The organism is Aphanothece hegewaldii CCALA 016, from assembly GCF_003007785.1.
In the GTDB taxonomy this organism is placed as follows: Bacteria; Cyanobacteriota; Cyanobacteriia; order Cyanobacteriales; family Microcystaceae; genus Chroococcus; species Chroococcus hegewaldii.
On the sequence record NZ_PXOH01000048.1, the window covers coordinates 1 to 24,790 of the forward strand.

At 36.0% G+C, this 24,790-nt stretch carries 28 protein-coding genes, 1 tRNA gene, 1 pseudogene and 1 other annotated feature; of the genes and pseudogenes, 17 read left to right on the forward strand and 13 right to left on the reverse strand.

The window, feature by feature from the left end; all coding sequences use genetic code 11:
- Nucleotides 1–549 precede the first annotated feature (549 nt).
- On the forward strand, nucleotides 550–1,527 hold the full coding sequence (locus tag C7H19_RS23120) for a succinate dehydrogenase/fumarate reductase iron-sulfur subunit (RefSeq protein ID WP_106459275.1): 978 nt from the start codon (nucleotides 550–552) through the stop codon (nucleotides 1,525–1,527).
- 80 nt (nucleotides 1,528–1,607) lie between these two features.
- Nucleotides 1,608–2,603, forward strand: a complete 996-nt coding sequence (locus C7H19_RS23125; protein ID WP_106459276.1) for a CsgG/HfaB family protein — start codon at nucleotides 1,608–1,610, stop codon at nucleotides 2,601–2,603.
- A 113-nt stretch (nucleotides 2,604–2,716) separates the two neighbouring features.
- On the opposite strand, the gene C7H19_RS23130 is transcribed toward C7H19_RS23125, so the two are convergent.
- The 10 genes from C7H19_RS23130 to C7H19_RS23170 all read right to left on the reverse strand — a co-directional run bounded on the left by C7H19_RS23130 (nucleotide 2,717) and on the right by C7H19_RS23170 (nucleotide 9,717).
- Nucleotides 2,717–3,190 (reverse strand): CYTH domain-containing protein, encoded by a 474-nt coding sequence (locus C7H19_RS23130; protein WP_106459277.1) that lies wholly within the window; start codon nucleotides 3,188–3,190, stop codon nucleotides 2,717–2,719.
- A 5-nt stretch (nucleotides 3,191–3,195) separates the two neighbouring features.
- Nucleotides 3,196–3,840, reverse strand: coding sequence for a Uma2 family endonuclease (locus tag C7H19_RS23135; protein WP_106459278.1), 645 nt, complete (start codon nucleotides 3,838–3,840; stop codon nucleotides 3,196–3,198).
- Nucleotides 3,841–4,212: 372 nt separating this feature from the next.
- Entirely contained in the window at nucleotides 4,213–6,027 is a 1,815-nt protein-coding gene (locus C7H19_RS23140) for a sodium:solute symporter family protein (protein WP_245927738.1), read from the reverse strand.
- 41 nt (nucleotides 6,028–6,068) lie between these two features.
- Nucleotides 6,069–6,419, reverse strand: a complete 351-nt coding sequence (locus tag C7H19_RS23145; RefSeq protein WP_106459279.1) for a hypothetical protein — start codon at nucleotides 6,417–6,419, stop codon at nucleotides 6,069–6,071.
- Between the two features lie 37 nt (nucleotides 6,420–6,456).
- Entirely contained in the window at nucleotides 6,457–6,858 is a 402-nt protein-coding gene (gene vapC, locus C7H19_RS23150; protein ID WP_106459301.1) for a type II toxin-antitoxin system tRNA(fMet)-specific endonuclease VapC, read from the reverse strand.
- Entirely contained in the window at nucleotides 6,855–7,112 is a 258-nt protein-coding gene (locus C7H19_RS23155) for a hypothetical protein (protein ID WP_106459280.1), read from the reverse strand. Before C7H19_RS23155 ends, vapC begins: the two co-directional genes overlap by 4 nt.
- Before the next feature lie 20 nt (nucleotides 7,113–7,132).
- The gene (locus C7H19_RS25975) at nucleotides 7,133–7,279 is read right to left on the reverse strand and encodes a hypothetical protein (RefSeq protein WP_181280718.1); all 147 of its coding nucleotides are present in this window, start codon (nucleotides 7,277–7,279) and stop codon (nucleotides 7,133–7,135) included.
- A gap of 61 nt (nucleotides 7,280–7,340) precedes the next feature.
- Nucleotides 7,341–8,831, reverse strand: a complete 1,491-nt coding sequence (locus C7H19_RS23160) for an N-6 DNA methylase (RefSeq protein WP_106459281.1) — start codon at nucleotides 8,829–8,831, stop codon at nucleotides 7,341–7,343.
- Nucleotides 8,828–9,484, reverse strand: a complete 657-nt coding sequence (locus C7H19_RS23165; RefSeq protein ID WP_106459282.1) for a type II restriction-modification system restriction endonuclease — start codon at nucleotides 9,482–9,484, stop codon at nucleotides 8,828–8,830. Before C7H19_RS23165 ends, C7H19_RS23160 begins: the two co-directional genes overlap by 4 nt.
- A 2-nt stretch (nucleotides 9,485–9,486) precedes the next feature.
- The gene (locus tag C7H19_RS23170) at nucleotides 9,487–9,717 is read right to left on the reverse strand and encodes a hypothetical protein (protein WP_106459283.1); all 231 of its coding nucleotides are present in this window, start codon (nucleotides 9,715–9,717) and stop codon (nucleotides 9,487–9,489) included.
- A 252-nt stretch (nucleotides 9,718–9,969) separates the two neighbouring features.
- Here C7H19_RS23170 and C7H19_RS23175 point away from each other — a divergent pair, with 252 nt between their 5' ends.
- Complete coding sequence (locus C7H19_RS23175; protein WP_106459284.1) at nucleotides 9,970–10,194, forward strand: DUF433 domain-containing protein; 225 nt, start codon at nucleotides 9,970–9,972, stop codon at nucleotides 10,192–10,194.
- The gene (locus tag C7H19_RS23180; RefSeq protein ID WP_106459285.1) at nucleotides 10,191–10,550 is read left to right on the forward strand and encodes a DUF5615 family PIN-like protein; all 360 of its coding nucleotides are present in this window, start codon (nucleotides 10,191–10,193) and stop codon (nucleotides 10,548–10,550) included. The genes C7H19_RS23175 and C7H19_RS23180 overlap by 4 nt, the downstream gene beginning before the upstream one ends.
- On the opposite strand, the gene C7H19_RS23185 is transcribed toward C7H19_RS23180, so the two are convergent.
- The gene (locus tag C7H19_RS23185) at nucleotides 10,539–11,009 is read right to left on the reverse strand and encodes a Tab2 family RNA-binding protein (RefSeq protein WP_106459286.1); all 471 of its coding nucleotides are present in this window, start codon (nucleotides 11,007–11,009) and stop codon (nucleotides 10,539–10,541) included. The two genes, C7H19_RS23180 and C7H19_RS23185, sit on opposite strands and share 12 nt — an antisense overlap.
- Nucleotides 11,010–11,055: 46 nt before the next feature.
- Here C7H19_RS23185 and rimM point away from each other — a divergent pair, with 46 nt between their 5' ends.
- Together rimM and C7H19_RS23195 are read left to right on the forward strand one after the other, a co-directional pair.
- Nucleotides 11,056–11,724, forward strand: a complete 669-nt coding sequence (rimM, locus tag C7H19_RS23190) for a ribosome maturation factor RimM (protein WP_106459287.1) — start codon at nucleotides 11,056–11,058, stop codon at nucleotides 11,722–11,724.
- 51 nt (nucleotides 11,725–11,775) lie between these two features.
- Nucleotides 11,776–13,602 carry an ABC transporter ATP-binding protein gene (locus C7H19_RS23195; RefSeq protein ID WP_106459288.1) on the forward strand — a complete coding sequence of 609 codons (1,827 nt, stop codon included), beginning with the start codon at nucleotides 11,776–11,778 and terminating at the stop codon, nucleotides 13,600–13,602.
- 1 nt (nucleotide 13,603) lies between these two features.
- Here the strand turns inward: C7H19_RS23195 and C7H19_RS23200 are convergent, their stop codons facing one another.
- Complete coding sequence (locus C7H19_RS23200; protein ID WP_106459289.1) at nucleotides 13,604–14,653, reverse strand: leucine-rich repeat domain-containing protein; 1,050 nt, start codon at nucleotides 14,651–14,653, stop codon at nucleotides 13,604–13,606.
- 163 nt (nucleotides 14,654–14,816) lie between these two features.
- Between C7H19_RS23200 and rplS the strand changes: the two genes are divergently transcribed.
- The 8 genes from rplS (at nucleotide 14,817) to rplL (ending at nucleotide 18,812) form a co-directional block, all read left to right on the forward strand.
- Nucleotides 14,817–15,179 carry a 50S ribosomal protein L19 gene (gene rplS / locus C7H19_RS23205; protein ID WP_106459290.1) on the forward strand — a complete coding sequence of 121 codons (363 nt, stop codon included), beginning with the start codon at nucleotides 14,817–14,819 and terminating at the stop codon, nucleotides 15,177–15,179.
- Nucleotides 15,180–15,256: 77 nt separating this feature from the next.
- Nucleotides 15,257–15,329: transfer RNA gene (locus C7H19_RS23210), tRNA-Trp, on the forward strand.
- Nucleotides 15,330–15,487: 158 nt separating this feature from the next.
- Nucleotides 15,488–15,730 (forward strand): preprotein translocase subunit SecE, encoded by a 243-nt coding sequence (secE, locus tag C7H19_RS23215; RefSeq protein ID WP_106459291.1) that lies wholly within the window; start codon nucleotides 15,488–15,490, stop codon nucleotides 15,728–15,730.
- Nucleotides 15,727–16,368, forward strand: coding sequence for a transcription termination/antitermination protein NusG (gene nusG / locus C7H19_RS23220; protein WP_106459292.1), 642 nt, complete (start codon nucleotides 15,727–15,729; stop codon nucleotides 16,366–16,368). The genes secE and nusG overlap by 4 nt, the downstream gene beginning before the upstream one ends.
- Nucleotides 16,369–16,370: 2 nt before the next feature.
- On the forward strand, nucleotides 16,371–16,796 hold the full coding sequence (gene rplK / locus C7H19_RS23225; protein ID WP_106459293.1) for a 50S ribosomal protein L11: 426 nt from the start codon (nucleotides 16,371–16,373) through the stop codon (nucleotides 16,794–16,796).
- Between the two features lie 64 nt (nucleotides 16,797–16,860).
- The gene (gene rplA / locus C7H19_RS23230) at nucleotides 16,861–17,574 is read left to right on the forward strand and encodes a 50S ribosomal protein L1 (protein ID WP_106459294.1); all 714 of its coding nucleotides are present in this window, start codon (nucleotides 16,861–16,863) and stop codon (nucleotides 17,572–17,574) included.
- 15 nt (nucleotides 17,575–17,589) lie between these two features.
- Nucleotides 17,590–17,762: a sequence feature (ribosomal protein L10 leader region), on the forward strand.
- Between the two features lie 27 nt (nucleotides 17,763–17,789).
- Nucleotides 17,790–18,356: a 50S ribosomal protein L10 gene (rplJ, locus tag C7H19_RS23235; protein WP_106459295.1), complete on the forward strand. Its 567-nt coding sequence runs from the start codon at nucleotides 17,790–17,792 to the stop codon at nucleotides 18,354–18,356.
- A 60-nt stretch (nucleotides 18,357–18,416) separates the two neighbouring features.
- A complete protein-coding gene (gene rplL, locus C7H19_RS23240; protein ID WP_106459296.1) occupies nucleotides 18,417–18,812 on the forward strand; it encodes a 50S ribosomal protein L7/L12 in 396 nt (131 codons plus the stop codon).
- Nucleotides 18,813–18,926: 114 nt separating this feature from the next.
- Here the strand turns inward: rplL and C7H19_RS23245 are convergent, their stop codons facing one another.
- Nucleotides 18,927–21,632: a putative Ig domain-containing protein gene (locus tag C7H19_RS23245; protein WP_106459297.1), complete on the reverse strand. Its 2,706-nt coding sequence runs from the start codon at nucleotides 21,630–21,632 to the stop codon at nucleotides 18,927–18,929.
- Nucleotides 21,633–21,819: 187 nt separating this feature from the next.
- Between C7H19_RS23245 and C7H19_RS23250 the strand changes: the two genes are divergently transcribed.
- The 3 genes and pseudogenes from C7H19_RS23250 to C7H19_RS25405 form a co-directional block, all read left to right on the forward strand.
- Complete coding sequence (locus C7H19_RS23250) at nucleotides 21,820–23,079, forward strand: glycosyltransferase family protein (protein ID WP_106459298.1); 1,260 nt, start codon at nucleotides 21,820–21,822, stop codon at nucleotides 23,077–23,079.
- Nucleotides 23,080–23,252: 173 nt separating this feature from the next.
- A complete protein-coding gene (locus tag C7H19_RS23255) occupies nucleotides 23,253–24,461 on the forward strand; it encodes a tyrosine-type recombinase/integrase (RefSeq protein WP_106459299.1) in 1,209 nt (402 codons plus the stop codon).
- 85 nt (nucleotides 24,462–24,546) lie between these two features.
- Nucleotides 24,547–24,790 (forward strand): annotated as a pseudogene (locus C7H19_RS25405) (hypothetical protein); the annotation flags it as partial.

The window sequence follows — 24,790 nt, forward strand, 5'->3', positions numbered from 1 at the left end:
CGGTCGCGTTTTAGCCAGTCATCGACGACATCAAATATGCCTCTTTCGACACTCTGGCGGCCTACTGCTATGGTCATAGGGTCTGATCCTCTTGCGTTAATGAAATCAAATGCAAGATTTCTTAATGTAATCGTTTTTGAGATTGGGATATTATTCCCATTGTCTTATAGGTTGGACGTTCCGCAAACCTGTTCAGCTAAACTGAAAAGTAGCATGAAACGCTTTTCCCTTTTCCAACCGTTTTGGGTTCTCACAAACCGACAACGGTCTATTAACTTTTCTTAAACTAGCATAAGCTAAGACGAAATATCTAGCTTACCAGTCTGTTCAGGTCATTGATTTTTTAACCTGTCTGTAACCATTATTAGCAAAAAATTTACAATTTGACACATCTAAACTCATAATTGATGTTTTTTCATAAACAATATGAGAGATCAGATATACTAATACAAAGCTTGAAACGGATCGAACCCAGAATGCTCGAATAAGATTTATCTACCCCATTCAACAAGCGATAGGATAGAACTAAAGTCCTACTCATCGTTATCCATGCAAGTTATCTTTAAAATTCGTCGTCAAAAACAGGATAAAAGTTCTTGGGTTCAAAGCTACACCCTTGATGTAGAATCGGGAAACACCATCTTAGATTGTCTCAACCGCATCAAATGGGAGCAAGATGGAAGTTTAACATTTCGGAAAAACTGCCGTAACACGATTTGTGGAAGTTGCGGGATGAAAATTAATGGACGTTCCGCGTTAGCTTGTAAAGAGAATATTGGCAGTGAAATCGAAAAATTTTCCCTTGCTGCTAATGGTAATATTCCCGAAATAATGATCGCACCTTTTGGTAATCTCCCAGTAGTTAAAGATTTGGTGGTAGATATGAAACCATTTTGGGACGATTTGGAACGCGTTGAACCTTATATTAGTACAAATGCACGTAATATTCCTGAACGAGAATTTTTACAAACTCCCGAAGAACGATCGCAACTAAATCAGATGGGAAACTGTATCATGTGTGGGGCGTGTTATTCTGAGTGTAACGCCAAAGAGGTTAACGCGGGATTTGTGGGACCCCATGCCTTAGCTAAAGCGTATCGCATGATTGCCGACACGCGTGATAGCGACACAGAAAATCGTCTAGAAAACTACAACAGTACGGATGGGGTTTGGGGTTGTACCCGTTGTTATTTTTGTAATGCGGTGTGTCCAATGGAAGTCGCACCGATGGATCAAATTGGTAAAATAAAACAAGAAATCTTACCGCGTCATGAAGCGAATGATAGTCGTTCTATTCGTCATCGTAAAGTCATGATTGAGTTAGTCAAAGATGGAGGATGGGTAGATGAGCGGAAGTTTGGTTTATTCGTCGTTGGAAATTATTTTAAAGATCTCAAAGGGTTATTGAGTCTTGCACCTTTGGGGTTACGGATGTTAACACGGGGTAAGTTTCCCACTTCTTTTGACGCATCCGAAGGAACCGAAGAAGTGCGCTCGATTATTGAAGCTATACAACAAAATCGTTAAATTTCCGTAAAATGATCGAAAAATTGTGTATTTTAGACTAGCGCTTTTATTATCATCTGTTTTAGTTTAAGGTTAGACTCATGAACCGTGTTTGTTTATTTTCTTTCATCACGACGACAATGGTGTTTAGTGTCGTCTCTTCTGCAAGTGCATTCAATCAACAAGTTTTTATTCCTTCTGTTCAACCCGTTTCATCCACTTTAATCGCGCAAAATAACCAAAAAATTCGTGTAGCTGTACTCGATTTTGACTATAGCAGTGTTTCTGATCCCCGTTGGATCTCTCTTTTAGGTGGTGAGAAAGGATCACGAGGCGTTAGTGACATTTTAGTCAATAAACTTGTTGATTCGGGAAAATATTCGGTTATTGAAAGAAGTCGTATTGATGCGGTTTTACAAGAACAAAATTTAGGTGCTTCGGGAAGGGTTGACGCGACGACTGCGGCTGAAATTGGGCGAATTTTAGGCGTAGATATTGTAATTGTTGGTTCTATTACCCAATTTGATCTAGAAGCACGTCAAGAAGGTCTTAATGTACCTTTTTTCGGTCAACAGAAAAAAGATACTAATGCTTATGTTAAGCTGAATGCTCGAATGATTAATACAACAACGGCTGAAATTGTAGGAACGGCTGAAGGAAATGGTACCGCAAATCAGTCCGATCGTTCAACCACTATTCTTGGTTTTGGTGGTGGAAGTGCGACTAGCAATGAGGGTAAATTGTTAAGTGCTGCAACAGAAAAAGCAGTCAGTCAAGTCGTCGAAACTTTTAACTCAAAAGCGGATGCGGTTGCCACTTCTCCAAGGGCTATTTCTAATGCTGTAATTGCTGCGGTTGCGGGTAATCAAATTATTTTAAATAAAGGTTCTAGAGATGGTTTTGCAGTAGGAATGAAAGTCACTATTGAACGGGTGACTCAACAAGTTAAAGATCCCGCAACTGGTAGAATAATTCGTCAACTTACACAACCTATTGGTATGATTGAAATTACAGAAGTAGACGGACAATCTAGTGTCGGTAAAGTGGTTTCTGGCTCTAAATTTAAAGTAGGAGATTTAGCCAAACCAAAAAGTTAAATTTTTGACCTTTCCCCTCTCCACCTCACCCTAAGCCTCTCCTACAAGGAGAGGAAACTATAAGGAATTTGTTTATTTATTGGGGGGGTGCCGAAGGCGGGGTGAGGTATTTTTTAAAATTTCCAATTTTTATAAGGATTTTTCGCTAAATTCACATTGTAATATCTTAGATCATGGGTAACTTCTTCGCTTATCCATTCTGGTAAATTTACTTGTTGTTTTTCGTCTTTTAATTCGACTTCTGCCATGACTAATCCTTCATTTTCTCCTAAAAATTCGTCGATTTCCCAAACTAAATCATCAATTTGTAGCTTATATCTGATTTTTTCTACTAAAGGACGATCGCATATTTTATCTAACATTATTACTGCATCTTCTAAAGGGATTTCGTATTCAAATTCTGCACGTCCAATTCCTTCAGTTTTGCCTTTAATTGTAATAAAAGCTTGCTCCCCTGCAATTCTAATTCTAACAGTTGTTATACCATCTTTGGTGGCGATATAACCTTGTCGATAAAGCTTACTTTTTGCTTGTTTTTTCCAAGCATCACCTTTTACTAAAAATTTTCGTTCTATTTCGATCGCCATAATAATTATTGTTGAATTTGTGTGATAAACCAAGCTATAGCTTGAGATTGATTCATTTGACGTGTTTTCTGTAATAATTCTTTGAGTAAAGAAATTGATAAATTAGGCAAAACCAAAGATTGATTTATTCTTTGAGTATTATCAGTTTCTAGTTTAAAGGCTATAATATCAGCTTTTTTGACATCAATCACCCAGTATTCTTTAACTTTTAATTGTTCATACATTAAACATTTTTTAGTAATATCATCCTTAAATGATGTACTACCGATTTCAATTACAAAATCTGGTACAGGATATATATTTAGATCAACAATTCCCGTACCATAGGGAATAGCTTCGGCATTTTCTCCCAAATGATAGGAGATATCGGGCTGTACTTCGATAACACCTGCTTTTCGATAAGTACAGTTGTCTCTACAGGTTGATTTGATTTTGTTTGTTGCATTAAAAAAATTGACGGCTGTTATTACCACTGAATGATCACAAGAATGATCAGAACCAATTGGAGTCATTTGAAGTCTATAATGTCCATTAAAGTAATAACTTTTTCCTTTTTCCTCATATTGAGGTTGAGCGATAATTGTAATGTATTCTTGCCATGTTCCTGCAATCCATACATTATTTATAATCTCGGTTTGTAGTTGGTTCATGGTTTTGCGAGATAGCTAATTAATTCTAAGCCGGCCAGTGAATGAATTCACTGTCTTATAGCTAAAGTCCGTTAAAACGGACTCGGTGTCAGCCTTTTATCGTAAATCCGCAATAAATCCTAAATCTAGTAATTAATAAGGTTTGACTACAAAATTGCTTTTAGGATAACAATTTATACGGATTTGGTATTAGTCCATTTTAATGGACTTAAGCTATAAGACAGAGAATTTATTCTCTGGCGATACTGGCGATACTGGCGATACTGACGATACTAGCGATACTGGCGATACTGGCGATACTGGCGGTAATAATATACTAACAATTACCCAATTAATTTTCATCATTTCTCGGGGTATATTAATATAATAAAATTAATATTCTTCTATATCCTGTGTAATTTTAACCTCTTTGGATAAATAGCGAAACCAAGTAAAATATAAGCCAATGGTTAATAACATAAAGAATAAAGCTAAAATTCCGAGATTATCCCAACGTTTCATCATAAACATAATTCCCATCATAAATAAAATCATTTGCCAAGGAACTGCTAAAAATGTGGCTAGAATATCTCGTTGGTTTTCTGCTTTAATTTTAGCTTGAATATTCGGTTTAAGGCTTTCTCTCATTTCCCCCCAAAAACCAAAAGGACGAGTAATACGATAGAAATGATGTAAAACTGGTTTTTCAGTTGGAGGGGTTAAAAGTGTTCCAATAATACAACCTATGAGTGAACAAATACTGGGAATAAGAAAAAGAAAATATTCTTGCATCACAGGGTTAGGAAATAGAGGAATAACCACAGCTTTAGCAAAAATTGCCGAAAACATTCCCGCAAGAGTTCCCGCAGCGAAACCATAGCCATTAAACCGCCACCAATACCATCTTAATAATAATGGAACGGCTAGACCAACTCCTAAACCTGTGGTTAACCATCCCCAAATATCATTGATATTGGTGACATTAAAACTAAAAATTAAACCAATAACGACGATTAAAATTGAAGCTAAACGACTTTGTAAAACTAACTGACTTTCTGAGGCATTCGGTTTAAGATACGCTTGATAAATATCTTTTACCCAATAAGCTGCACCTGCATTAATAATCGCATTAAAAGTAGACATCGCCGCCGCAAGAAAGGAAGCAACTAATAAACCTTTCATGCCGATGGGAATATATTCTGCTAAAACGGTAGGTAAAATTAATTCTGGATCTGTGATCGTTCCTTTGGTTAAACTGTAGTGAATACCCAATAATGCAAAAGCTGTCATTAATGGCCAACGAAAAGATAATAAAAGTATCCAAAAAAGAGATAATAAACCAGCATCTCTATCACTTTTTGCGGCTAGATAGCGTTGTAACATATAGCCACCACTCCCGCTACATCCTTCAATGACGGTTTTGAGAAGATAGAAAGCGACGACACCACCAAATAAATTAAATATGGCATAATCTCCGGGTAAATCAACCGTCCAAGGTGGAATGATACTACTCCATTCTTGAAAACTCCAAGTTTTGGCTTGTTCTGCGCCCGAAATAGCTACCGAAAAAGTTTCAGGTAATGTAACTGTTGTCAAGGCTATGTAACAAACATATATAATTGCAATAAAAATCAAAACGCCTTGGAATAAGTCCGTAATTACACCACCGTAAAAACCACTAACAACGGTATAGATTAAGGTTAGCAGAACTAAAAGAATTGAGGCGAGACGATCGTCCATTCCGAGAAATTGCCCTAAAAACTTGCCACCAGCGACAGAGAAATAACTCATTGTACCAATGGAAAAGAAAATAGTAGCGATCGCACTAATAATTCTAGCGGTTTTTCCTTGTCTGCCATCGCCGAAGCGTAACTGCATCCATTCCGCCATCGTCATCACTTGCGCCCTTCTATTCCATTTCCCCATAAAAATCATGAGAAAAGCCATAATGAGAACGACACCGCCTCGAATCTCAATAAAAAAGCCTTTAGCACCGAGGGCATAGATTAAAGCAGAAATCACCATCGTACCCGCTAAGTCGGTATTAGCAGCCATTCCCGAAGCTCCTAACATCCACCAAGGTAAACTTCTACCACCTAGAAAATAGGATTCTAGATCAGTGGAAGCCTTTCGCTCTAAGATAAAACTCAACGCCATTACAGCGACCAAATAGAGCAGAATAATAAAATCATCAATGGGATGCAGCATAAATAGTGAGGAAAAACAAGTTAGTTAGATGACCATACACTTTACCTGCCTTGTTCCTTTGCTTCAAGTGTCTTAACTCGTTTATCTAGATTTCTGACATCTTCTCTAATTTCAATTACCAAGGTAGCCAAGCGTTCAAACATAGGGTCACTTTCTCCTATAAGTTGTCCATTTACCACACGCGGAGGGGAAGAAGATTGACGCGGGGTAGAAGAAGGAGACGGGGAACGAGAACCAGTTCCTATACGTCCAATTTGTGATTCTAAGCGACTGACACGGTTTCTTAAGCTGGTGAGTTCCGATCGTACTGCTGTATCAGACTGTGCAAATACGGATTGATTAAGTAATAATACGCAGAGGAGTGATAGTAGGATTAAATATAAATATCTCATGATGATGAGGTTTTATTTTTCATGATAGCGATTTCTTTTACCTTTCCCAATCCTCAAGTTTTAGATTTTGTATCCGTTCAAATTCTTTTATATTATGTGTAACTAATATAAGATCATATACTAAAGCAATAGCCGCAATTTGAAGATCATAAGCTCCTATAGGTGTACCTTTAGCTTCTAAATTAGAGCGAATCTGTCCATAGATAGATGCAGCTTTTCCATCAAAAGGATGACTAATATACTGATTAAAAAATAGCTCATATAACGCTAAATTAGCATCACGACGGGAACTTTTATAAGCTCTGTAATACAATTCTGCTTTAACGACATCGCATAAAGCAATATCTTGTCTAGCAATAGTTTTAAACTTGTTTATTACTTTAGAACTTCTTCCTGTTAAATATTGAATACAAGTGTTAGTATCAAGTAGATAAATCACAATACATCCCACTGTCTTTCGTCACATTTATCTTGTTCTCCTCGTACTAAAGGTTCACCTTGCCATGCTCCTGCTGTTTTTTCAAAAAAATCTGGAGGATAGCCTAAATCATTAGCTAATTTTTCCTCAGTTCTTACTTCTACAAGTTGATAAACGATAACTACATCTAATTCATGATTGGCTAATTCTAAAGGAACTTGTAGATTAATAATTCCATCTTCATTAACACGAGAGCGTAATTGTATACTTTGCATTTCCGATTTACCTCAATCTACTAATTCTCTTTTTTACTTATTGCTTCTTCATACCACTTCTGACACTGTTCAGCTAAATTAGTCGCCGTTTCACTAATTTTTTTAAGTTTTTGTTCTTCTTCTTTCACTAATTCTAAAATTTCTAATAATTCTTTTTCAGAAGGCATTTTTTAAGCCATCGTCTTTTCTCCTAAACGATTTTTAATTATACTAACAACTATTCTAGTCTTACTTAGTATAACAAAGATATTCTTCTTCTCGCTTTAGTTCCCGTGCAAGATAAGATAAACTTAAACGTTTTAGTAAATTAACTGTAATCGGTCGTTTGTCATTCCAAAAAATCATTGATTCCAAAAATTTTTGAGCCAAATCAGAATTTAAAATTTCACACAAGAAAATAGCTTCACTTTCTGAATAGCATGGTAAAAAATAAACAGTATCATCAAAAATAACTGGCTTATTTTGAAGTGAGCCAATTTTTCTAAATTTTAAGCTTTTGTAAAAACCAGAAATTGCTACTTTCCAAGGAGCAAAGCTATAATCTCCTATTCCAAAAATAGAAAAATTAGGGCTATTTTTGTATATTGAACTTTTTCTATTTAAAAAATGTATAATATTTTCTTGTAAATAATTCCAAGTTTTAGGTGCGTTCTTACTGATTAATGTTGTGTCTTGTTTCGGATAATGCTGAGTGACTAAAATATTTTTTCTAGAACTATCAATAAAATTGTTATTTAAGTCTGAGCTTTTAAGAAGAGGATAAATATATAAATCTTCTAAATCTAATTGTACGCTGTAACCGTTATAATAAAAGTCATTTTTCTTTTCTAGTTCCATTATTTTAGCACAATCATGCTTGATTCCAGAACGCCAACAATAATTCTGTTCACTTTGATATAGAAATTTTAAGTTTTCAAAATCTGATAAGTTAGAGATTAAAAAATTATCTTTAAAACCGATAACATTTATCGGCTGTTGAGCTAATAATGTTGGATATACTAAGCATTTTTGTAATATTCTTTTTTGATAATTTTTGGAAGTTTTAATTATTAATAAACAAGCATCTACAGAAACTGCAAAATATTTTAAGGCATTAACTGAATAAATTTTTGTTTCTAAAATATGTAATTTATTACTCCATACATGAATAAGGATTTTTCGAGCAACAGAAGTTTTACATAAAACAGCAATTACTCCATTTTTATTGTGAAGCCATTCAAGATATTGTAAAATCATCCATTCTGAAATATCAAAGTTACTTTTACCTGTTATTGCATCTAAACCTTTTTTATTTTGAAAATTGTTTTTACTAGGAAGATTACTACTTTTAAAACTACCTAATTTTGAATTAGTAACCCAAGGTGGATTACCTATAATTAAAATAGGTTCTAATAAATTTTTTATTAAATTTGACCAATTAATGATAAAAAAATTATTTTTAATTAAGTGTATTTTTGTATTTATTTCTATTGTGTTTATTTTTAAATTTAAAGAATCTAAATATTTTTGATTAATTTCAGCACCAATAATATGATCAACTTCTGATAGATAACTTAAACAAGATATAATGAAATTACCTGTACCACAACTAGGCTCAATAATGGATTTCAAGTTATTTTGTTGAGTTTTAACAAGTTGAACAATACTATCAGTTAGCTCTTGTGGTGTTTGAAAATCACCAAACTCTATTTTTTGTTGTTGTAAAAATTTTTGATTCATCTTATTTTAAAAATGCCATTAATTTGACCAGCTTCTTGAATTACTCTGCTATATTGTAATCTCCATTGCAGTGCATTGGATATAGTTAAATATCCTTGCGTCGGAGGTTTAACTAAAATTTCATCTGCGATTCTTTCTACTTCAATATCATCAACAGGTAAATTTCGCTCTAACATAAAAGCAATTAAATCATCTCTATTACCATTATTGCTTAAAATTCCTAAAATACCTCTAGTCATCTGGTAATCTGCTGTTTTTTCTTTTTGGACAAAAATAGTATGTACTATATTTAACTGACTAGACTGTGTAGAATAAAAATCAATTTTTTCATAAACAAAAATTAATAGATTGTATCCTAGTCCAAAAATCTTTTGTCTTGCTGATCTAAAAGGTGAAGATGATTGAGGTTGACGAACACTGGTAACTTTCATATCTACTTCTAAACTAGGAAAATCAATACCTAAAGCTACATTGCCCATTTCATAATTATATAAAGCTTTTAAATAAGCTTTGAATTTTAACTCTAAATAAGTCCCTACGGCTTTTCCGTCTGTGATTCCGTATAAAGATGGTTCTTCATGATGGCTTTCTAAATCTGCAAAAGTTTTAGCTTCACGTTGAAGAGTGTCAATCGTTAAATCAGATTTCATCATTGTTAATCTGAATTTAATATCAATATATTTTTTACAATATCATAAAAATAAATCACTTGACTAATTTTAGTACAATAATCAAGCTTAGGCATTAGCATAAAATCTCTTGTTTTGCAATAGCTATTTAAAGGATTTTGAAAAGCGATTTCTAGTGAAGATTCTTTTCTTGTACCCCCATATTGAATGATGCGATCGACTTCTGAATAATACTGATTAATAGCAAGACGAGACATAACAGCGAGTTTCCATGCAACATACTGTTAGTGTTCCCACCGCAGTCGTCTTGAGCGATCAGTAATTTTACTGAATTTATGCTGATTCCAATTTTACCAGTACATCAGTACGTTGGTATGCTAGGGAAATCATTCACTGGCAATATTAATGTACTAATTATTACTTTCATTAACCGACTTGATGTATAAAACAAAGAATTTTTGATAAATTATAATAAGGAAAACTTATCCTAAAGATTTACCTTTATTAATATGAATACAGAAATAATTACTATAGATTCAGAAATTATGATGGGAAAACCTATTATTAAAGGAACTCGAATCACAGTCGAAAGAATTTTAGAAATGTTAGCAGCAGGTGAAACCACTGACCAAATAATAGAAGCTTATCCATTTTTAACCAAACAACAGATTGATGGTGCAATCCAATTTGCTATAAAAGCCATTAACAATATATATATTAAGGAAATAGCGTGAAAATAGTAGCAGATGCTAATACTCAAAGCTATATTGTTAAACAACTTCGTAGTGATGGACACGATTTAATTTGGATTGTTGAAATTGCTCCTTCTATTTCTGATCAACAAGTTTTAGCAATAGCCAATGATAATCAAGCGTTACTTTTGACAAATGACAAAGATTTTGGTGAAATGGTCTTTCGTGAAAAGTTATCAAGTTATTATGGTATTATTTTACTTCGTTTAGATGGATTAACTACAGAACAGAAATGCTTAATTGTTAGTTCTTTTATTAAAAATAATGAAAATAAATTAGCGAATACATTTACTGTTATTACACCCACCAACATCAGAACACAAAAATTATCTGAGTAACCAAAAACCTGTATAAGTCATACCAGAATCATCGGGTTGAACTAAAAGAAAATGTAACCCTTTGCTGGCTTGTTTTTTTTGTTCATAAATATCAGCAAAATGTGCCATTTCAGCATCAGAAAAAGTAGCCATAATCCAGCGTTCATTAACTCCAGCTTCTAATACTAATCCCCCCGATTGTCCTTTCTCAGCAGGAATATAATTGAGGGAATGTGGATTAATTTCTTGTAACCATTGTGCTAAAGATAAGGATTTTTTATCCCCATATATAATAACTCCAGAAATAGGAAGAGTAGAAGCTATACCTAAATTGAGAGGATATAATGATTCATTCGCCGATAAAATAGGAATTGGACTATTACTAAAAAACTCAACTAATTCTTCTGCGGGTAATGAGGCAAAACGCCATTCTTTACCTAATAAATGATCAGGAATGGGTTGAGGTGGCAGTTGAGTCATAGCTGAGTAAGTTATAATTATTCTATAGATTATAATAACAGTAAAGATGACCTCAATAGATGACTTGTTAGAAATTGGAACAATTGCCGCACCTCAAGGATTAAAAGGAGATGTCAAAGTCTCTTCGATTTCTGATTTCCCTGAACGTTTCGAGAAATCAGGGAAAAGGTGGTTACAATCTCCAAAAGGTGAATCACCCCAAGAAATTATGTTAATAAAAGGTCGTTATATTCCTAGTAAAGAAAATGTATATATTATTCAATTAGCTGGGATAGAAAGTCGAGAACAAGCTGAGAATCTTAGAGGCTATAAATTATTTGTTCAAAAAAGCGATCGCCCCATTTTAAACACTGATGAATATCACGTCTCAGATTTAATTAATTTAGAGGTATATAATCAAATCAATAACGAAAATATTGGAATTGTTACTAATGTTTTTTGGGCTGGCAATGATATATTAGAAGTTAGATTACATCAACAACCTATTCCAAAGGAAGAAAAACAAATTGATTTTTCAAAAATTAGTCGAATTAGCAAAAGACATAAAGTTAAACAAAAAACACAAAAAATAGCAACAGTCTTAATTCCCTTCGTCAAAGAGATAGTACCTGTCATTAATTTGGACGAAAAACGAATTGAAATTAATCCACCTTTAGGTTTACTAGATATAAATCTATCTTCAGATAGAGAAACTTCGTCTAATGATAATGATTGATTTTAGTAACTACATCGACTAAAATATTAATTAGCCGAGCCTTGAAAGTTAATGAAAATATCCTTGAAATTTAATAAACATAAAGCTAGAAGTCGTGAAAATGATTGGCGACTTCTACTAACTCTACTTCCTTATGCGCGTCGTTATAATAAAACGCTTATACTATCTATTATCTTACTTATTCCTTTATCAGTTTCAGCAGCAATTCAACCGATTATTATTGGACAAGCAGTCTCATTATTGAGTAAAGAACCCTCTTGGAATTTTTTAGAAAAATTACCTTTAGATCAAGCTTTACAATATCTTACGATTCTTCTTGCAATAACAATTATTATACGCTTAATTTTTGTTTCTTTTCAAGGTTTTTTAGTTCAAAAAGTCGGACAAGAAATCACCGCATCAGTTCGAGAAGATTTATTTACTCATGTTACTTCATTACCGATTCGTTTTTTTGAAAAAACACCAGTAGGAAGATTAGTCACTCGTCTAACCAGTGATGTAGAAGCATTAGGAGAAGTATTTGCTAGTGGTGCAATTGGCGTTTTAAGTGACTTTATTTATATTTTAGTTATTATTGTTACTATTTTTACTCTACAATGGCAACTCGCTTTATTACTGGTTTTTATGCTAATTCCAGTTACGGGATTAATTATTTATTTTCAGCAACAATATCGAGAAGCAAACTATCAAGCAAGAGAAGAATTATCAAAACTCAACTCAATGTTACAAGAAAATGTAACGGGTGTAAATGTTGTACAAATATTTCAACGAGAAAACTATAATGTTGAAATGTTTCGCAAAATAAATCGAGATTATCGCAATGAAGTTGATAAAACAATTTTTCATGATTCTGCTGTTTCTGCAACATTAGAATGGATTGCATTAATCGCTATTGCGGGTGTTCTCTGGTTAGGAGGACTTTTTATATTGCAATCTAAAATTGACTTTGGTACCTTATCAGCTTTTATTCTTTTTGCAAGACGATTATTTAACCCACTCAGACAATTTGCTGATAAATTTACCATGTTCCAAGCTGGTTTTACGGCAATTGAACGAATTACAGAGTTAAAAAATGAGCCTGTAGAAAATCGGTATCAAAATGTAGCTTTATCTCGGATTCAAGCTAATCCAGTAATTCTAAAACAACAAGGAGGAGAGATAAAATTTGAAAATGTCTCCTTTGCTTATAAAAATGACGAATATGTTCTAAAAAATTTAGATTTTGTCATTCAATCAGGTGAAAAAGTTGCTTTAGTTGGTCCAACGGGTGCGGGGAAAAGTTCTATTATTAAACTATTATGTCGTCTGTATGAACCAACACAGGGACGAATTTTAATTGATGGTATCGACATTAAAAATATTCCTCAAGAAGAATTACGTCGTTATGTGGGAGTAATCTTACAAGAAACCTTTTTGTTTGCAGGAGATGTTAAGGGAAATATTACCCTAGGTGAAAATTATTCTTTTGAACAAATTAAAAATGCAGCAAAATTAACTAATATTGATCAATTTATCGATGATTTACCCCAAGGATATGATACTTTACTCCGTGAACGCGGCGCTAACTTATCGGGGGGACAAAAACAGTTACTTGCTTTTGCGCGGGTTGCAATTCGTAATCCTGGTATTTTAGTTTTAGATGAAGCTACATCTAGTTTAGATGTTGGTACAGAAGCACTCATTCAAGATGCTTTATTTCATCTTCTAAAAGAACGAACAGCGATTATTATTGCTCATCGTCTATCAACCATTCGTGATGTCGATAAAATTTTAGTTTTAAAACGAGGGCAATTAGTCGAATCTGGTACTCATGAAGTATTATTAGACAAAAATGGTTTGTATGCGAGTTTATATAAATTGCAAATGTTAGGAAATTAAACTATAAATTACAAATAGATTCTGGTTGAACTGGGCAATTTGAATAGACTAGATTTGGATTTTTTGATAAATATAATTTTTCAAGTTTCGTTAAGGTTGATAAAGAATCTATGTTTAATATTTTATTGTTTGACAGTCCTAAATTCTCTAACTTAATTAGTTTAGCTAATGGAATAATATCAATAATCTGATTGGAATTGAGAAATAAACCCGTTAAATTAAGCAGTGAAGATAAAGGAGAAACATCAGAAATTTTATTATTGTCTAATAAAATAAATTTTAAACTATCTATCTGAGCTAAAGGCGTAAGATCAGAAATTTGATTACCTTCAACAATTAAAACTGATAATTTATTCAGTGAACTTAAAGGACTTAGATCAACTACATTATTGTTACTGAAAGAGGCTCCTGTTAAGTTGACTAGCGTTGCTAAAGGAGAAAGATCAATAATTTTATTACTATCAAAAAGAATTTTTTCTAAATTAATTAAAGATGATATAGGTTTTAGATCACTAATTTGATTAAAAGGAATATAAAGTTGAGACAGATTGTTTAAAGAAGATAAGGGAGTGAGATCGGTTACTTTATTATTCCATAGCCAAAGCGTTTTTAGACTATTTAATTCAGATAAAGGTTTTAAATTAGCAACTTGATTATTAGATAAATCCAATTCTTTAAGAGACTTTAAAGATCTAAGTGGAGAAACATCAATAATTAAATTATCGGCTAAATTAAGTTTATTAAGATGTGACAAAGAAGATAAAGGGCTTAAATCGCTTAAATTTGCTCCAGATAGATTTAATTCTTGTATATTTCCTAACTGAGACGAAGCTTGAGTACAATTATTTGTTTTCAGCGTTTCTAAAACAATGGTGATAGTATACTGAGTATTAATGGCTAAATTTTCTCGATCCGAGCATAACTTCGCAAAAGTATTCGTTGCATTCGAGCGTAGAAAGCTATTAAGACCTTGAGTCAACAAAAGCGTAATTACCCCAATCAAGATAAATTTTGCCATTTTTTGCGCTAAACTTGTTTTAAAAAGCTGCATAGGCCGTAATATGCTGAAAACAGCAGGTATTTTATTTATACAGACTAACAAAACACCAAGGTTTTGTCTTCGGTATCCGCGTCGATGAAAAATTTAACAAAAGGGTCTTCCCATATTTCAATTTCTATAGTAAAATAAAAAATTGTGAGTTTTTTAAAAAACCATGAACGCAGAACAGATTATCAGATCCATCGAAGCGGAACACTTAAAAAGTGAGTTACCGACAATTAACGTCGGTGACACCGTAAAAGTCGGCGTGAGAATCGTCGAAGGTGGTAAAGAACGCGTACAACCCTATCAAGGCGTTGTTATTGCCATGCGTAATGGTGGCATTAGCGAAACCATCACCGTTAGAAAGGTGTTTCAAGGGGTAGGCGTTGAACGTGTATTCTTACTACATTCACCACTGGTTGCTAGTGTACAAGTGATCACTCGTGGTAAAGTAAGAAGAGCAAAACTTTACTACCTACGCGATCGAGTCGGCAAAGCAACCCGCATTAAACAGCGTTTTGACCGCCCACTTTAACAGAAAAGCAGCTTTCATCCCCTAAGAGCGAACTGGTAAAAATTAGGTTATAATTAGTAGTAATTGCTCTCAAGCTTGCGTCCTTAGTTCAGTTGGTAGAACGCAGGTCTCCAAAACCTGATGTCGGGGGTTCAAGTCCTCCAGGGCGCGTTGGGACTACCTATAGCTAGGATAGCCAGCCACTAGCTCAAACCATATAGGGGAAAAGCGAGTGCTGCTGATCAATTCAGTGATAAGTTATTGAGCAACCCTTTAAAAAGAGGGTACTGATGGCAAATGACTGAACTTAAATCTGGGAGAATGATACTGTGGTCAAAAAAGAAGCCGAAAAAAAAGAAACGAATATTACTACTGAGTCTGAATCAAAGTCGTTTCAACTAAACCAGTTTGTTGATGACACGAAAGGAGAACTAAAAAAAGTAGTTTGGCCAGGTCGGCAACAACTGATTAGTGAATCGGCGGCGGTAATTCTCATGGTAAGCTTAGTAGCCACGATTGTCTATTTAGTCGATCAGTTCTTTGCTTGGGGTGCAGGGAAGATATTTCAATGAGTTTCGCTGAAGAATTTAACCCTGAAGTTTCCGAAGTCGTCATCGAAGAAGATGAGGCAAAGGAACAAAATCGCAAAAGAGCGCGATGGTATGCCGTTCAGGTCGCTTCTGGCTGTGAAAAGCGAGTGAAAGCGAATCTAGAACAGCGTATTCATACTCTAGATGTAGCAAACCGCATTTTTGGAGTACAAATTCCGCAAACACCGACCATTAAAGTTCGTAAAGACGGCAGTCGTCAACATGGAGAAGAAAAAGTTTTCCCAGGTTACGTTCTCGTTTCTATGGTCATGGATGACGAAGCTTGGCAGGTTGTCAAGAATACACCAAACGTGATTAACTTTGTCGGAGCCGAACAAAAACGACACTATGGAAGAGGACGAGGTCATGTGACACCAGTTCCATTAAGTCCGTCGGAAGTCGATCGCATCTTCAAACAAGCCCAAGTTTCTGAACCCGTCGTCAAAATTGACATGGAAGTGGGAGACCAAATTATGGTACTCTCTGGCCCATTCAAAGAGTTTCAAGGAGAAGTCATCGAAGTTAGCCCAGAACGAAGCAAACTCAAAGCTTTACTCTCTATCTTTGGTCGTGACACTCCCGTTGAGTTGGAATTTTCACAAGTCGAGAAACAAGGTTAGCAATGGCCAAAAAAGTTGTAGCAATGATCAAGTTAGCCCTTCCCGCAGGAAAAGCTAACCCAGCCCCTCCAGTAGGCCCAGCATTGGGTCAACACGGGGTAAACATTATGATGTTTTGTAAAGAATATAACGCCAGAACCGCCGATCAAGTAGGTATGGTGATTCCAGTTGAAATTTCTGTTTTTGAAGATAGAAGTTTCACCTTTATTCTCAAAACACCTCCCGCATCAATTTTAATTTGTAAAGCGGCAGGCATCGAAAGAGGTTCCAAAGAACCCAACAAAAAAAAGGTAGCAAGCATAAGTCGCGCACAATTGCAAGAAATTGCTCAAACCAAAATGCCCGACCTAAACGCAAATGATATTAATGCAGCAATGAAAATTATTGAAGGAACCGCCCGTAATATGGGTGTGACCATCAAAGAGTAACCCTTAAACATTATTTTCGGGGAGAAGCACAGCTTCGCTATTAACCCAAGGAGATCTAGAAAAAATGACTAAAAAAGTCTCTCGTCGTCTACGGGATGCGCGAGCTAAAGTCGATGATAAAGCGTATGAGGCGTTAGAAGCCTTACAACTGCTCAAAGAAACCGCAACCGCCAAATTTGACGAAACAGCAGAAGCTCATATTCGTCTAGGGATTGACCCCAAATATACCGATCAACAGTTAAGAACAACTGTAACCTTCCCCAAAGGCACTGGACAAACCGTTCGAGTTGCCGTCATCACAAGAGGGGAAAAAGAATCGGAGGCCAAAGCAGCAGGAGCCGATATTGTTGGTTCCGAAGACCTAATCAACCAGATTCAGGGCGGAATGCTCGATTTTGAAGTTTTAATCGCCACACCCGATATGATGCCCCAAGTGGCTAAACTCGGTCGCTTACTGGGTCCTCGCGGTTTAATGCCGTCCCCCAAAGGCGGTACCGTAACCACAGATTTAGCGGGAGCCATTGAGGAATTCAAAGCAGGTAAACAAGAATTCCGAGCCGACAGAACAGGAATTGTTCATGTCATGTTCGGTAAAGCTTCGTTTACCGCAGATGACCTTCTAGTCAACCTGAAAGCTCTACAGGAAACGGTTGATCGTAACCGTCCTACAGGTGCTAAAGGTCGTTACTGGCGCAGCGTTTATGTTTCTGCTTCAATGGGTCCATCGATCGAAGTGGATATTAGTTCCCTTCGTGACCTAAAATTAGCAGAAGCGTAACAGAACAACCAAAATTTGCTTCATCGGGAAATACCGAAGACAGCAGGTGCAACTTAGCTTAAATATCCTGCCGAGGTTGAAATCCTAAGAAAGAACAAGAAAACGAAGGAAAATAATCCTTTTGTCAGTATTCTTGCCTCTCTAGATTCAACCCCGGCCTAAAGGCTGAGGGGTTTGTTTTTGATCTAGTCCCCAACAAAAGGAGGTGAGACAGCATGGGGAGAACTCGGGAAAATAAGGCCGCAATTATTGAAGATCTCAAACAACTGTTGAGTGAATCACAATTAGCCGTCGTTATTGACTATCAGGGTTTATCCGTCGCGGAAATAACGAATTTGCGGAGAAAACTTATACCAGCAGGAACAGTCTGTAAGGTGACCAAAAACACCTTTATGCAGATCGCTATCCAAGAAGAAGAACAATGGCAGCCGATGTCGAGCTTGCTCAACGGTCAATCTGCCTTCTTACTGGTAAAAGATGATATTGGTGGAGCCTACAAAGCTTACCAAGAATTCCGCAAAGTCGCCAAAAAATCAGAGTTTCGCGGTGGCGTAATGCAAGGCCAGATTCTCACCGAAGATCAGGTGAAATCGATCGCCGACTTACCGCCCAAAGAACAACTCATGGCACAAATTGCCGGCGCACTCAATTCGATCACGTCACAAGTGGCACGTGGCATCAACGAGGTACCATCCTCTTTGGCACGTGGCATCAACGAGGTACCATCCTCCTTGGGTCGTGGCATTCAAGCAATCGCCAACAAAGAAGACAGTGCTGCCTAACAGACTGTCCACTCAAAACCTAAATTTGTTCAACCATTTTACTGTAAAGGAGTTAAATCCATGTCTGCTGCAACTGATGAAATCTTAGAAAAGCTAAAATCACTAACCCTGCTTGAAGCGGCTGAGTTAGTTAAACAAATCGAAGATGCTTTCGGCGTAAGTGCTGCTGCTCCTGCAGGTGGCATGATGATGATGCCCTCTAACGGTGGTGCTCCTGCTGCTGCTGCTGAACCTGTAGAAGAACAAACCGAATTTACCGTCGTTCTTGATGAAATCGGTGCCGATAAGATCAAGGTACTTAAAGAAGTTCGTAACATCACCAACTTAGGTCTAAAAGAAGCTAAAGATTTGGTTGAAGCTGCTCCTAAACCCGTCAAAGAAGGTATTAAGAAAGAAGAAGCTGAAGCAATCAAGAAACAGCTTGAAGAAGTTGGCGCTAAAGTTAGCATCAAATAACATCTTCATAGGTGGGTCTAACCCACCTTTTACTTTATACCAAATTCAATAAAAAAGGGTTTGGTTTCCCTACCCCTACAATCATATCTTTTTCAAGATTAAAACGATTAGTAACTAAACAAGTTTACTTTCAAAATAACCATGCTCAATGTAATGACGCGTTGGATCACTTCCATAAAATGGATCTTGCGCGACATCTGGACGGAGGGCTAGATAAGAGGTGGGATCGAATTTTTCTCTATCTCGTCCTTCACCAATACCATGAAGAACATAATGCTCACCTGCAAATTTGAGTTTCTCTGAGTAATCCGAAATCGGTTCGACGGCTTCAATTAAATCGCCATAAGACGCAATATAAATATCTGACTTGAATTTCAAAGGATCTCGGTTTTCAGGTTGGAAAGGTGCTGGCGGTACAGAATTTGGCGCTCCATAGGTGATATAATGCACAGTCGCTCCTACCGCATCTTGATTGTAGAAATCTAGTAAATCATCATAACCCGCTAAGTAACGATAACTATCAAAGGTATCCTTTTGCTTACCTGCTGCATATCCTTCTGTAATATAGTTTACAGCCGCCGCCTCACTATTCGTACCAATTACAGGAATTAATTCTGGATTAGAAGCTACATAACGATACTCCTCAAAGATATCAGGATTTCGTCCTTCAGTACGACCAAAATCACGATAATGTTGGCTAAAAGCGGTTAAATTATCACCAAAAGCATCAATTAGATCATTATAAGACGCACCATATTGCGCCGCGTCAATGTCAATATTTAGCTCAAAAGTACTGCTTACTGAAGCACTTGATGTATCACTCGCTGTAACACTAATCCCCAAAGTCCCATAATCAGCGACTGGTGCAATTCCAGAAAAAGTTAGGGTGAGAGGATCGAAAGTTAACCAAGCGGGTATTGGTGTTCCATCCGCTTTTGTTGCTGAATAAGTTAGGCTATCTCCAAGATCAACATCAGTAAATGTGTTATTTGGCACAACATAACTAAAAGAACGATTAATGATTGCATCTTGATTAGAAATTGGAGTATTAAGCGTTGGAGAATCATTAACATTATTAACCGTTAGATTAAAGACACTCGTAACACTTAGCCCTTGAGGATCAGTGGCAATTACAGCGATCGCGCTCACCCCTACATTCTCATTACTTGGAGTTCCACTGAAGGTATCACTAGCTAGATCAAAAGTTAACCAAGACGGCAAAGGTGTTCCATCGGCTAAAGTTGCCGAATATGTTAGTACATCACCAGCATTAGGATCACTAAAAGTCGTTGTTGGAACTTGGAAAGTAAATAATTGATCTTCTAAAGTCGATTGAGCTACAAGAGGAATATCAACAACGGGAGATTTATTAGTTAGATCAACGATCGTTATAGCAAAAGTATCCGTAACAGAAGCACTTGCTTTATCCGTTGCTTTAACACTAACATTAATCGTACCAGCATCAGCGTTTGTTGGAGTTCCGCTAAAAGTACGAGTAGCCGCATCAAAGCTTAACCAGCTTGGTAAATCTGCACCACTTTCTAAAGTAGCTGAATAAGTCAGCATATCCCCCGCATCGACATCGCCAAACGTATTTTCTGCAAAAGTATAGGTAAAATTTGCTTCGCCAAAAATACTTTGCTCAGGAAGCGGGTTTAGAACTACTGGGGCATCATTGACATTTACGACGTTTAAATTAAATCGAGACGAAGCTGTAGCGTTCTTTTTATCAGTTACTTTTACAGTCAGATCAAGCGTACCTATTTGATCATTATTAGGTGTTCCGCTAAAAGTTCGTGTCACAGCACTAAAACTTAACCAGCTTGGTAAAGCAGAGCCATTGGTGAGGGTAGCTGTATAGATTAAAATATCGGACGGATCGAGATCGACAAAAGTTGTAGCAGGAATGGTGAAGTTAAAAGCTTGATCCTCATTGGTTGTTTGAGTAGCAATGGGACTTCTTACAAATGGACTATAATTGAGTGCAGAGCTATTATTAGAAATAATTACATCTCCGCCTGGACGTTCTTGAATCAAATATTTATTTTCTTCTAACTGTTCAGAAATCACTATTCTGCTGTTAGTACCAGCCGCTAGAACTGGTAAAATTTGGCCAGTGACCGTATTTAGATTAATTAATGAAATTTGACCACCGTTTAAAGCTTCAACTAAATTATCACCATCATAAGTCGTTAAGCTTTCTAAATAAAGAACGCTATTCTCACTGCTAAGATCAACATCTTGTAATTTAGTAACGGCGGCTAAATTAATAAATCCAGCATTACGAGTTTTTAGTAAAGAGCGATCAAAATCATCATCAATAAATTCTGTTAATTTCACCAAATTGATCGTACTTAGAGTGCCATCAGCTACGACCTCTGTAGTCCCACCTGTAATTTTAGTTAATTCGCTAAGATTAACTTCGCCACCTTGTAAAGCATTAATCTTAAGAGTGTTGAGTGTGCCACCTTTGAGAGTCGTCACATCGGATAAATCAATGAGACTACCTTGTCCTGTGGCTTCAATTTTAATATCACTTAGGCTACTACCTTGATAATTAGTTAAGCCTGTAAGCTTAAGAATTCCACCATTTGAGGCTAGTAAATTTAGACCACCATATGCAGGATTCCCATTAGAAAAGGTTATCTCATAAGTTGTTCCTTTTGTCGAATTTCCGATAGTAACAATATCATTAATCGTCGGAACTGTTCCCGTACTCCAGTTAGCGGCATTGTACCAATCACCACTGGTTCCAATCCATGTAACAGTCGCGCTTTGTACCTCTGTCGTTATAGGATTGTTTACTAAGGCAGTTGTCATTACTTTTACTTTTTTTAGGTTTAGTTACAAATTTTTACTGACTGAGTTTAGAGTCTAAAGTTTCGCTATTTATTTAAATAAAGCTACATTTTTTCTATCCCGAACCCCTAGTCATCGTTAATCATTTTAAGGCTTCTGTGTCTTAAAATGCGAATAGTAATTTCAATCTTTTTGTAGATTTAATTTAATGCAACCCATTGATATATTAATTCTCTCTAACGGGCCAGGTGAAATCTCGACTTGGGTGCGTCCAGTGGTCAAATCTTTACGCCAACAATTGGGAATGGATGTTGAGAGTGTCCGTATTTCAGTGGTTTTATCACCTTGTGGTCATGCGATGGGTACAGAATCAGATGTTGTCCGAAGTTATCCTGAAGTAAACCGCGTGCAATCACCAGAGCATTTTTTCTCTTTTTTACTTCAAGGCAAAACCGCAGAAAATTGGGATTGGCGAAACAAAGGAATCGTTTTGTTTTTGGGAGGTGATCAGTTTTTTCCTGTAGTCATTGGGCGACGTTTGGGCTATCAAACGGTTATTTATGCTGAACGAGAGGCGCGTTGGTTGCGTTGGGTCACACGCTATGGGGTAAAAAATCAGTCCGTTGTGACAAGCGTTCCATCACATTACCAGTCTAAATTAACAGTGGTTGGCGATTTGATGGTCGATATACCTCATTTATCTTTATTATCTTCTCGCTCATCACCCCCCATGATTGCGCTATTACCAGGCTCGAAGCCGAGTAAACTTTTTCAGGGCGTTCCTTTGTGTTTAGCGATCGCAGAACAAATTAGTCAACAATTTCCAATGGTTCGTTTTGTTCTTCCTGTTGCACCAACCCTCAATCTATCGACTTTAGCTAAATTTGCCGATCGACAATACAATCCAATTATTGAGACTGTAAACTGGACAGAAGCTCAACTTTTTACTTCTGATGCTCAAACTCCTTATTTTCTAACGTCTAAGGGCTTAAAAGTTGAACTTTTTACCCAATTTCCTGCTTATGAAATGCTATCTTTATGCCATTTTGCTTTAACAACAATTGGGGCTAATACGGCTGAATTAGCAACTTTGGGACTTCCTTTTATTGTTTTGCTCCCTATTCAACAATTGGACGCGATGCGGACTTGGGATGGGATCCCTGGAATTTTAGCAAGTTTGCCTCTTATTGGGGTAACGATGGCTAAAATCATTAATTTGATTGTTCTTGCACAAGGTCGTCGTTTGTATGCTTGGCCGAATATTTGGGCTAAACAAGAAATTGTCCCTGAATTATTAGGTTTGCTTTCTCCAGCAGACATCGCACAAATTGGCATAGATTGGCTCAATCATCCAGAAAAATTAGATGAGATTCGTCGGCAACTTCTTCAAATTTGTGGCGAACCTGGGGCGGCTCAAAAAATGGCTCAAATTGTTACTGATTTAGTCAAGACGCAATCTGATTCTTGATTATGCCCCAAAAACTGACAACCATCTTTTATCAAGTTATCACAATAATTAAGTTACCTTAACTGATTTTTTACGGGATTGACGGGGCTTAATTTTATAGAATTTACGGATTTACAAGCTTTTTGCCATTCTCCATACTAGAAGTTACTAGAAACTACTAGAGTTTTACTATAATGCCAGACATTAAATTAGGAACCGACAAAGGTATCTTACGCCTTCAATTTAGTTCGCGGGTTTCACAGGCTTACTACGGAAGAAGACAATTTTACAAAGGCTTGGGACGCTCTGATACACCAAGCGATCGAGAATGGGCTTTATCTATTTGTCGAAGAATTCAACTAGATATAGATCACCCTGACGATTTATTTGACCCTACACTCATAAAATATCTAGGATTCAAAACAAAATCAGTAGAAGCCATTGGCTCAGGCATAAAGCTAGGTCAACTATACGAAGATTATGTGAATTGGAAGGTGTTTACTGGAAAGATATCAGAGACGACCTTGAAAACAAGGCATAATCGAACGTATCTTAACTGGCTTAAACCATTTTTAGAAGAGGAAATAAGCCCAGAGCTTGTCAGCACTATCGCTAAACGATTATTAGCACAAAATTTTTATAAACCTAATCTTAAAAAGTTTTTTTCGGCTTTATCAGAAATGGGAGATAGAGCGGTAAGGAAAGAAATCTTGCCTAAAAATTACTTCTTTGAACTCAAAGAAATAGATTTAAGAATCAGCAAAAAATCTCATCAATTAGCTGAAGAAGAAGATTACAGAAATTTTACTTTAGAAGAAAGAGATCTCATTATTAGCTGTTTTAGAAACTCTTCTCGGAAAAATATACTTCAAATCAGCGACCTAATTGAGTTTTTATTTTTAACAGGATGCAGGCAAGGTGAAGCATTTGCTTTAAAGTGGAATGATATTAAAGATGAGTGGATAATGTTTGACGAAAGTTATTCATCGGAAACGAAAATTACTAAAGAACCTAAAAACAGAGTTGTGAGAATCTTTAAAACTAAAAGATACGATAAATTAAATCATTTAATCCATAATTTGAGGAGCAAAAGGAAAAAAATAAACCCAAATGATTACGTTTTTTTAACCGCTAATGGTAAGCAGTATAACAGATTTAATATTCAAACCGCTTGGCAGAGTAAAAATACTGGAAATAGTGAAGGTATTGTTACTCAATTAGCTAGAGAAGGTAAAATCTCTCAGTATTTAAAACCTAGTTCAACTCGTCATACTTTTATTACTCTTCAAGCTCAAGCGGGAGTTGATTTAAAACTTTTAGCTGATAGTTGTGGAAACTCAGTTGATACGATTTATGACCACTATTTAGGAGCGAATCGAAATGCAGTTTTTATCAATATGTAGTGACATTTAAAGAAATCAAAGTTACTATAGAAATGTCTTTAAATACAAGGGATTCCGCCTATCTATCTAGGCGGTTTTTTTTACAATGGTTAACCAGATTAATCCTCTTAAAAACTTGTCAATTGCGTCTTTTGTTTATCTCCTTAACACTCGTTGGTATAAACAAGGAATGAATATCTTTATGTGGGTTACAGCACTGCATTTTTTAGAGCATATTATACAAGTTTATCAATTGTGGATTTTACACTTACCACGACCTCAATGCTTGGGGTTATTAGGGTCAATTTATCCTTGGTTGATGCACTCTGAATATCTACACTATGGACACG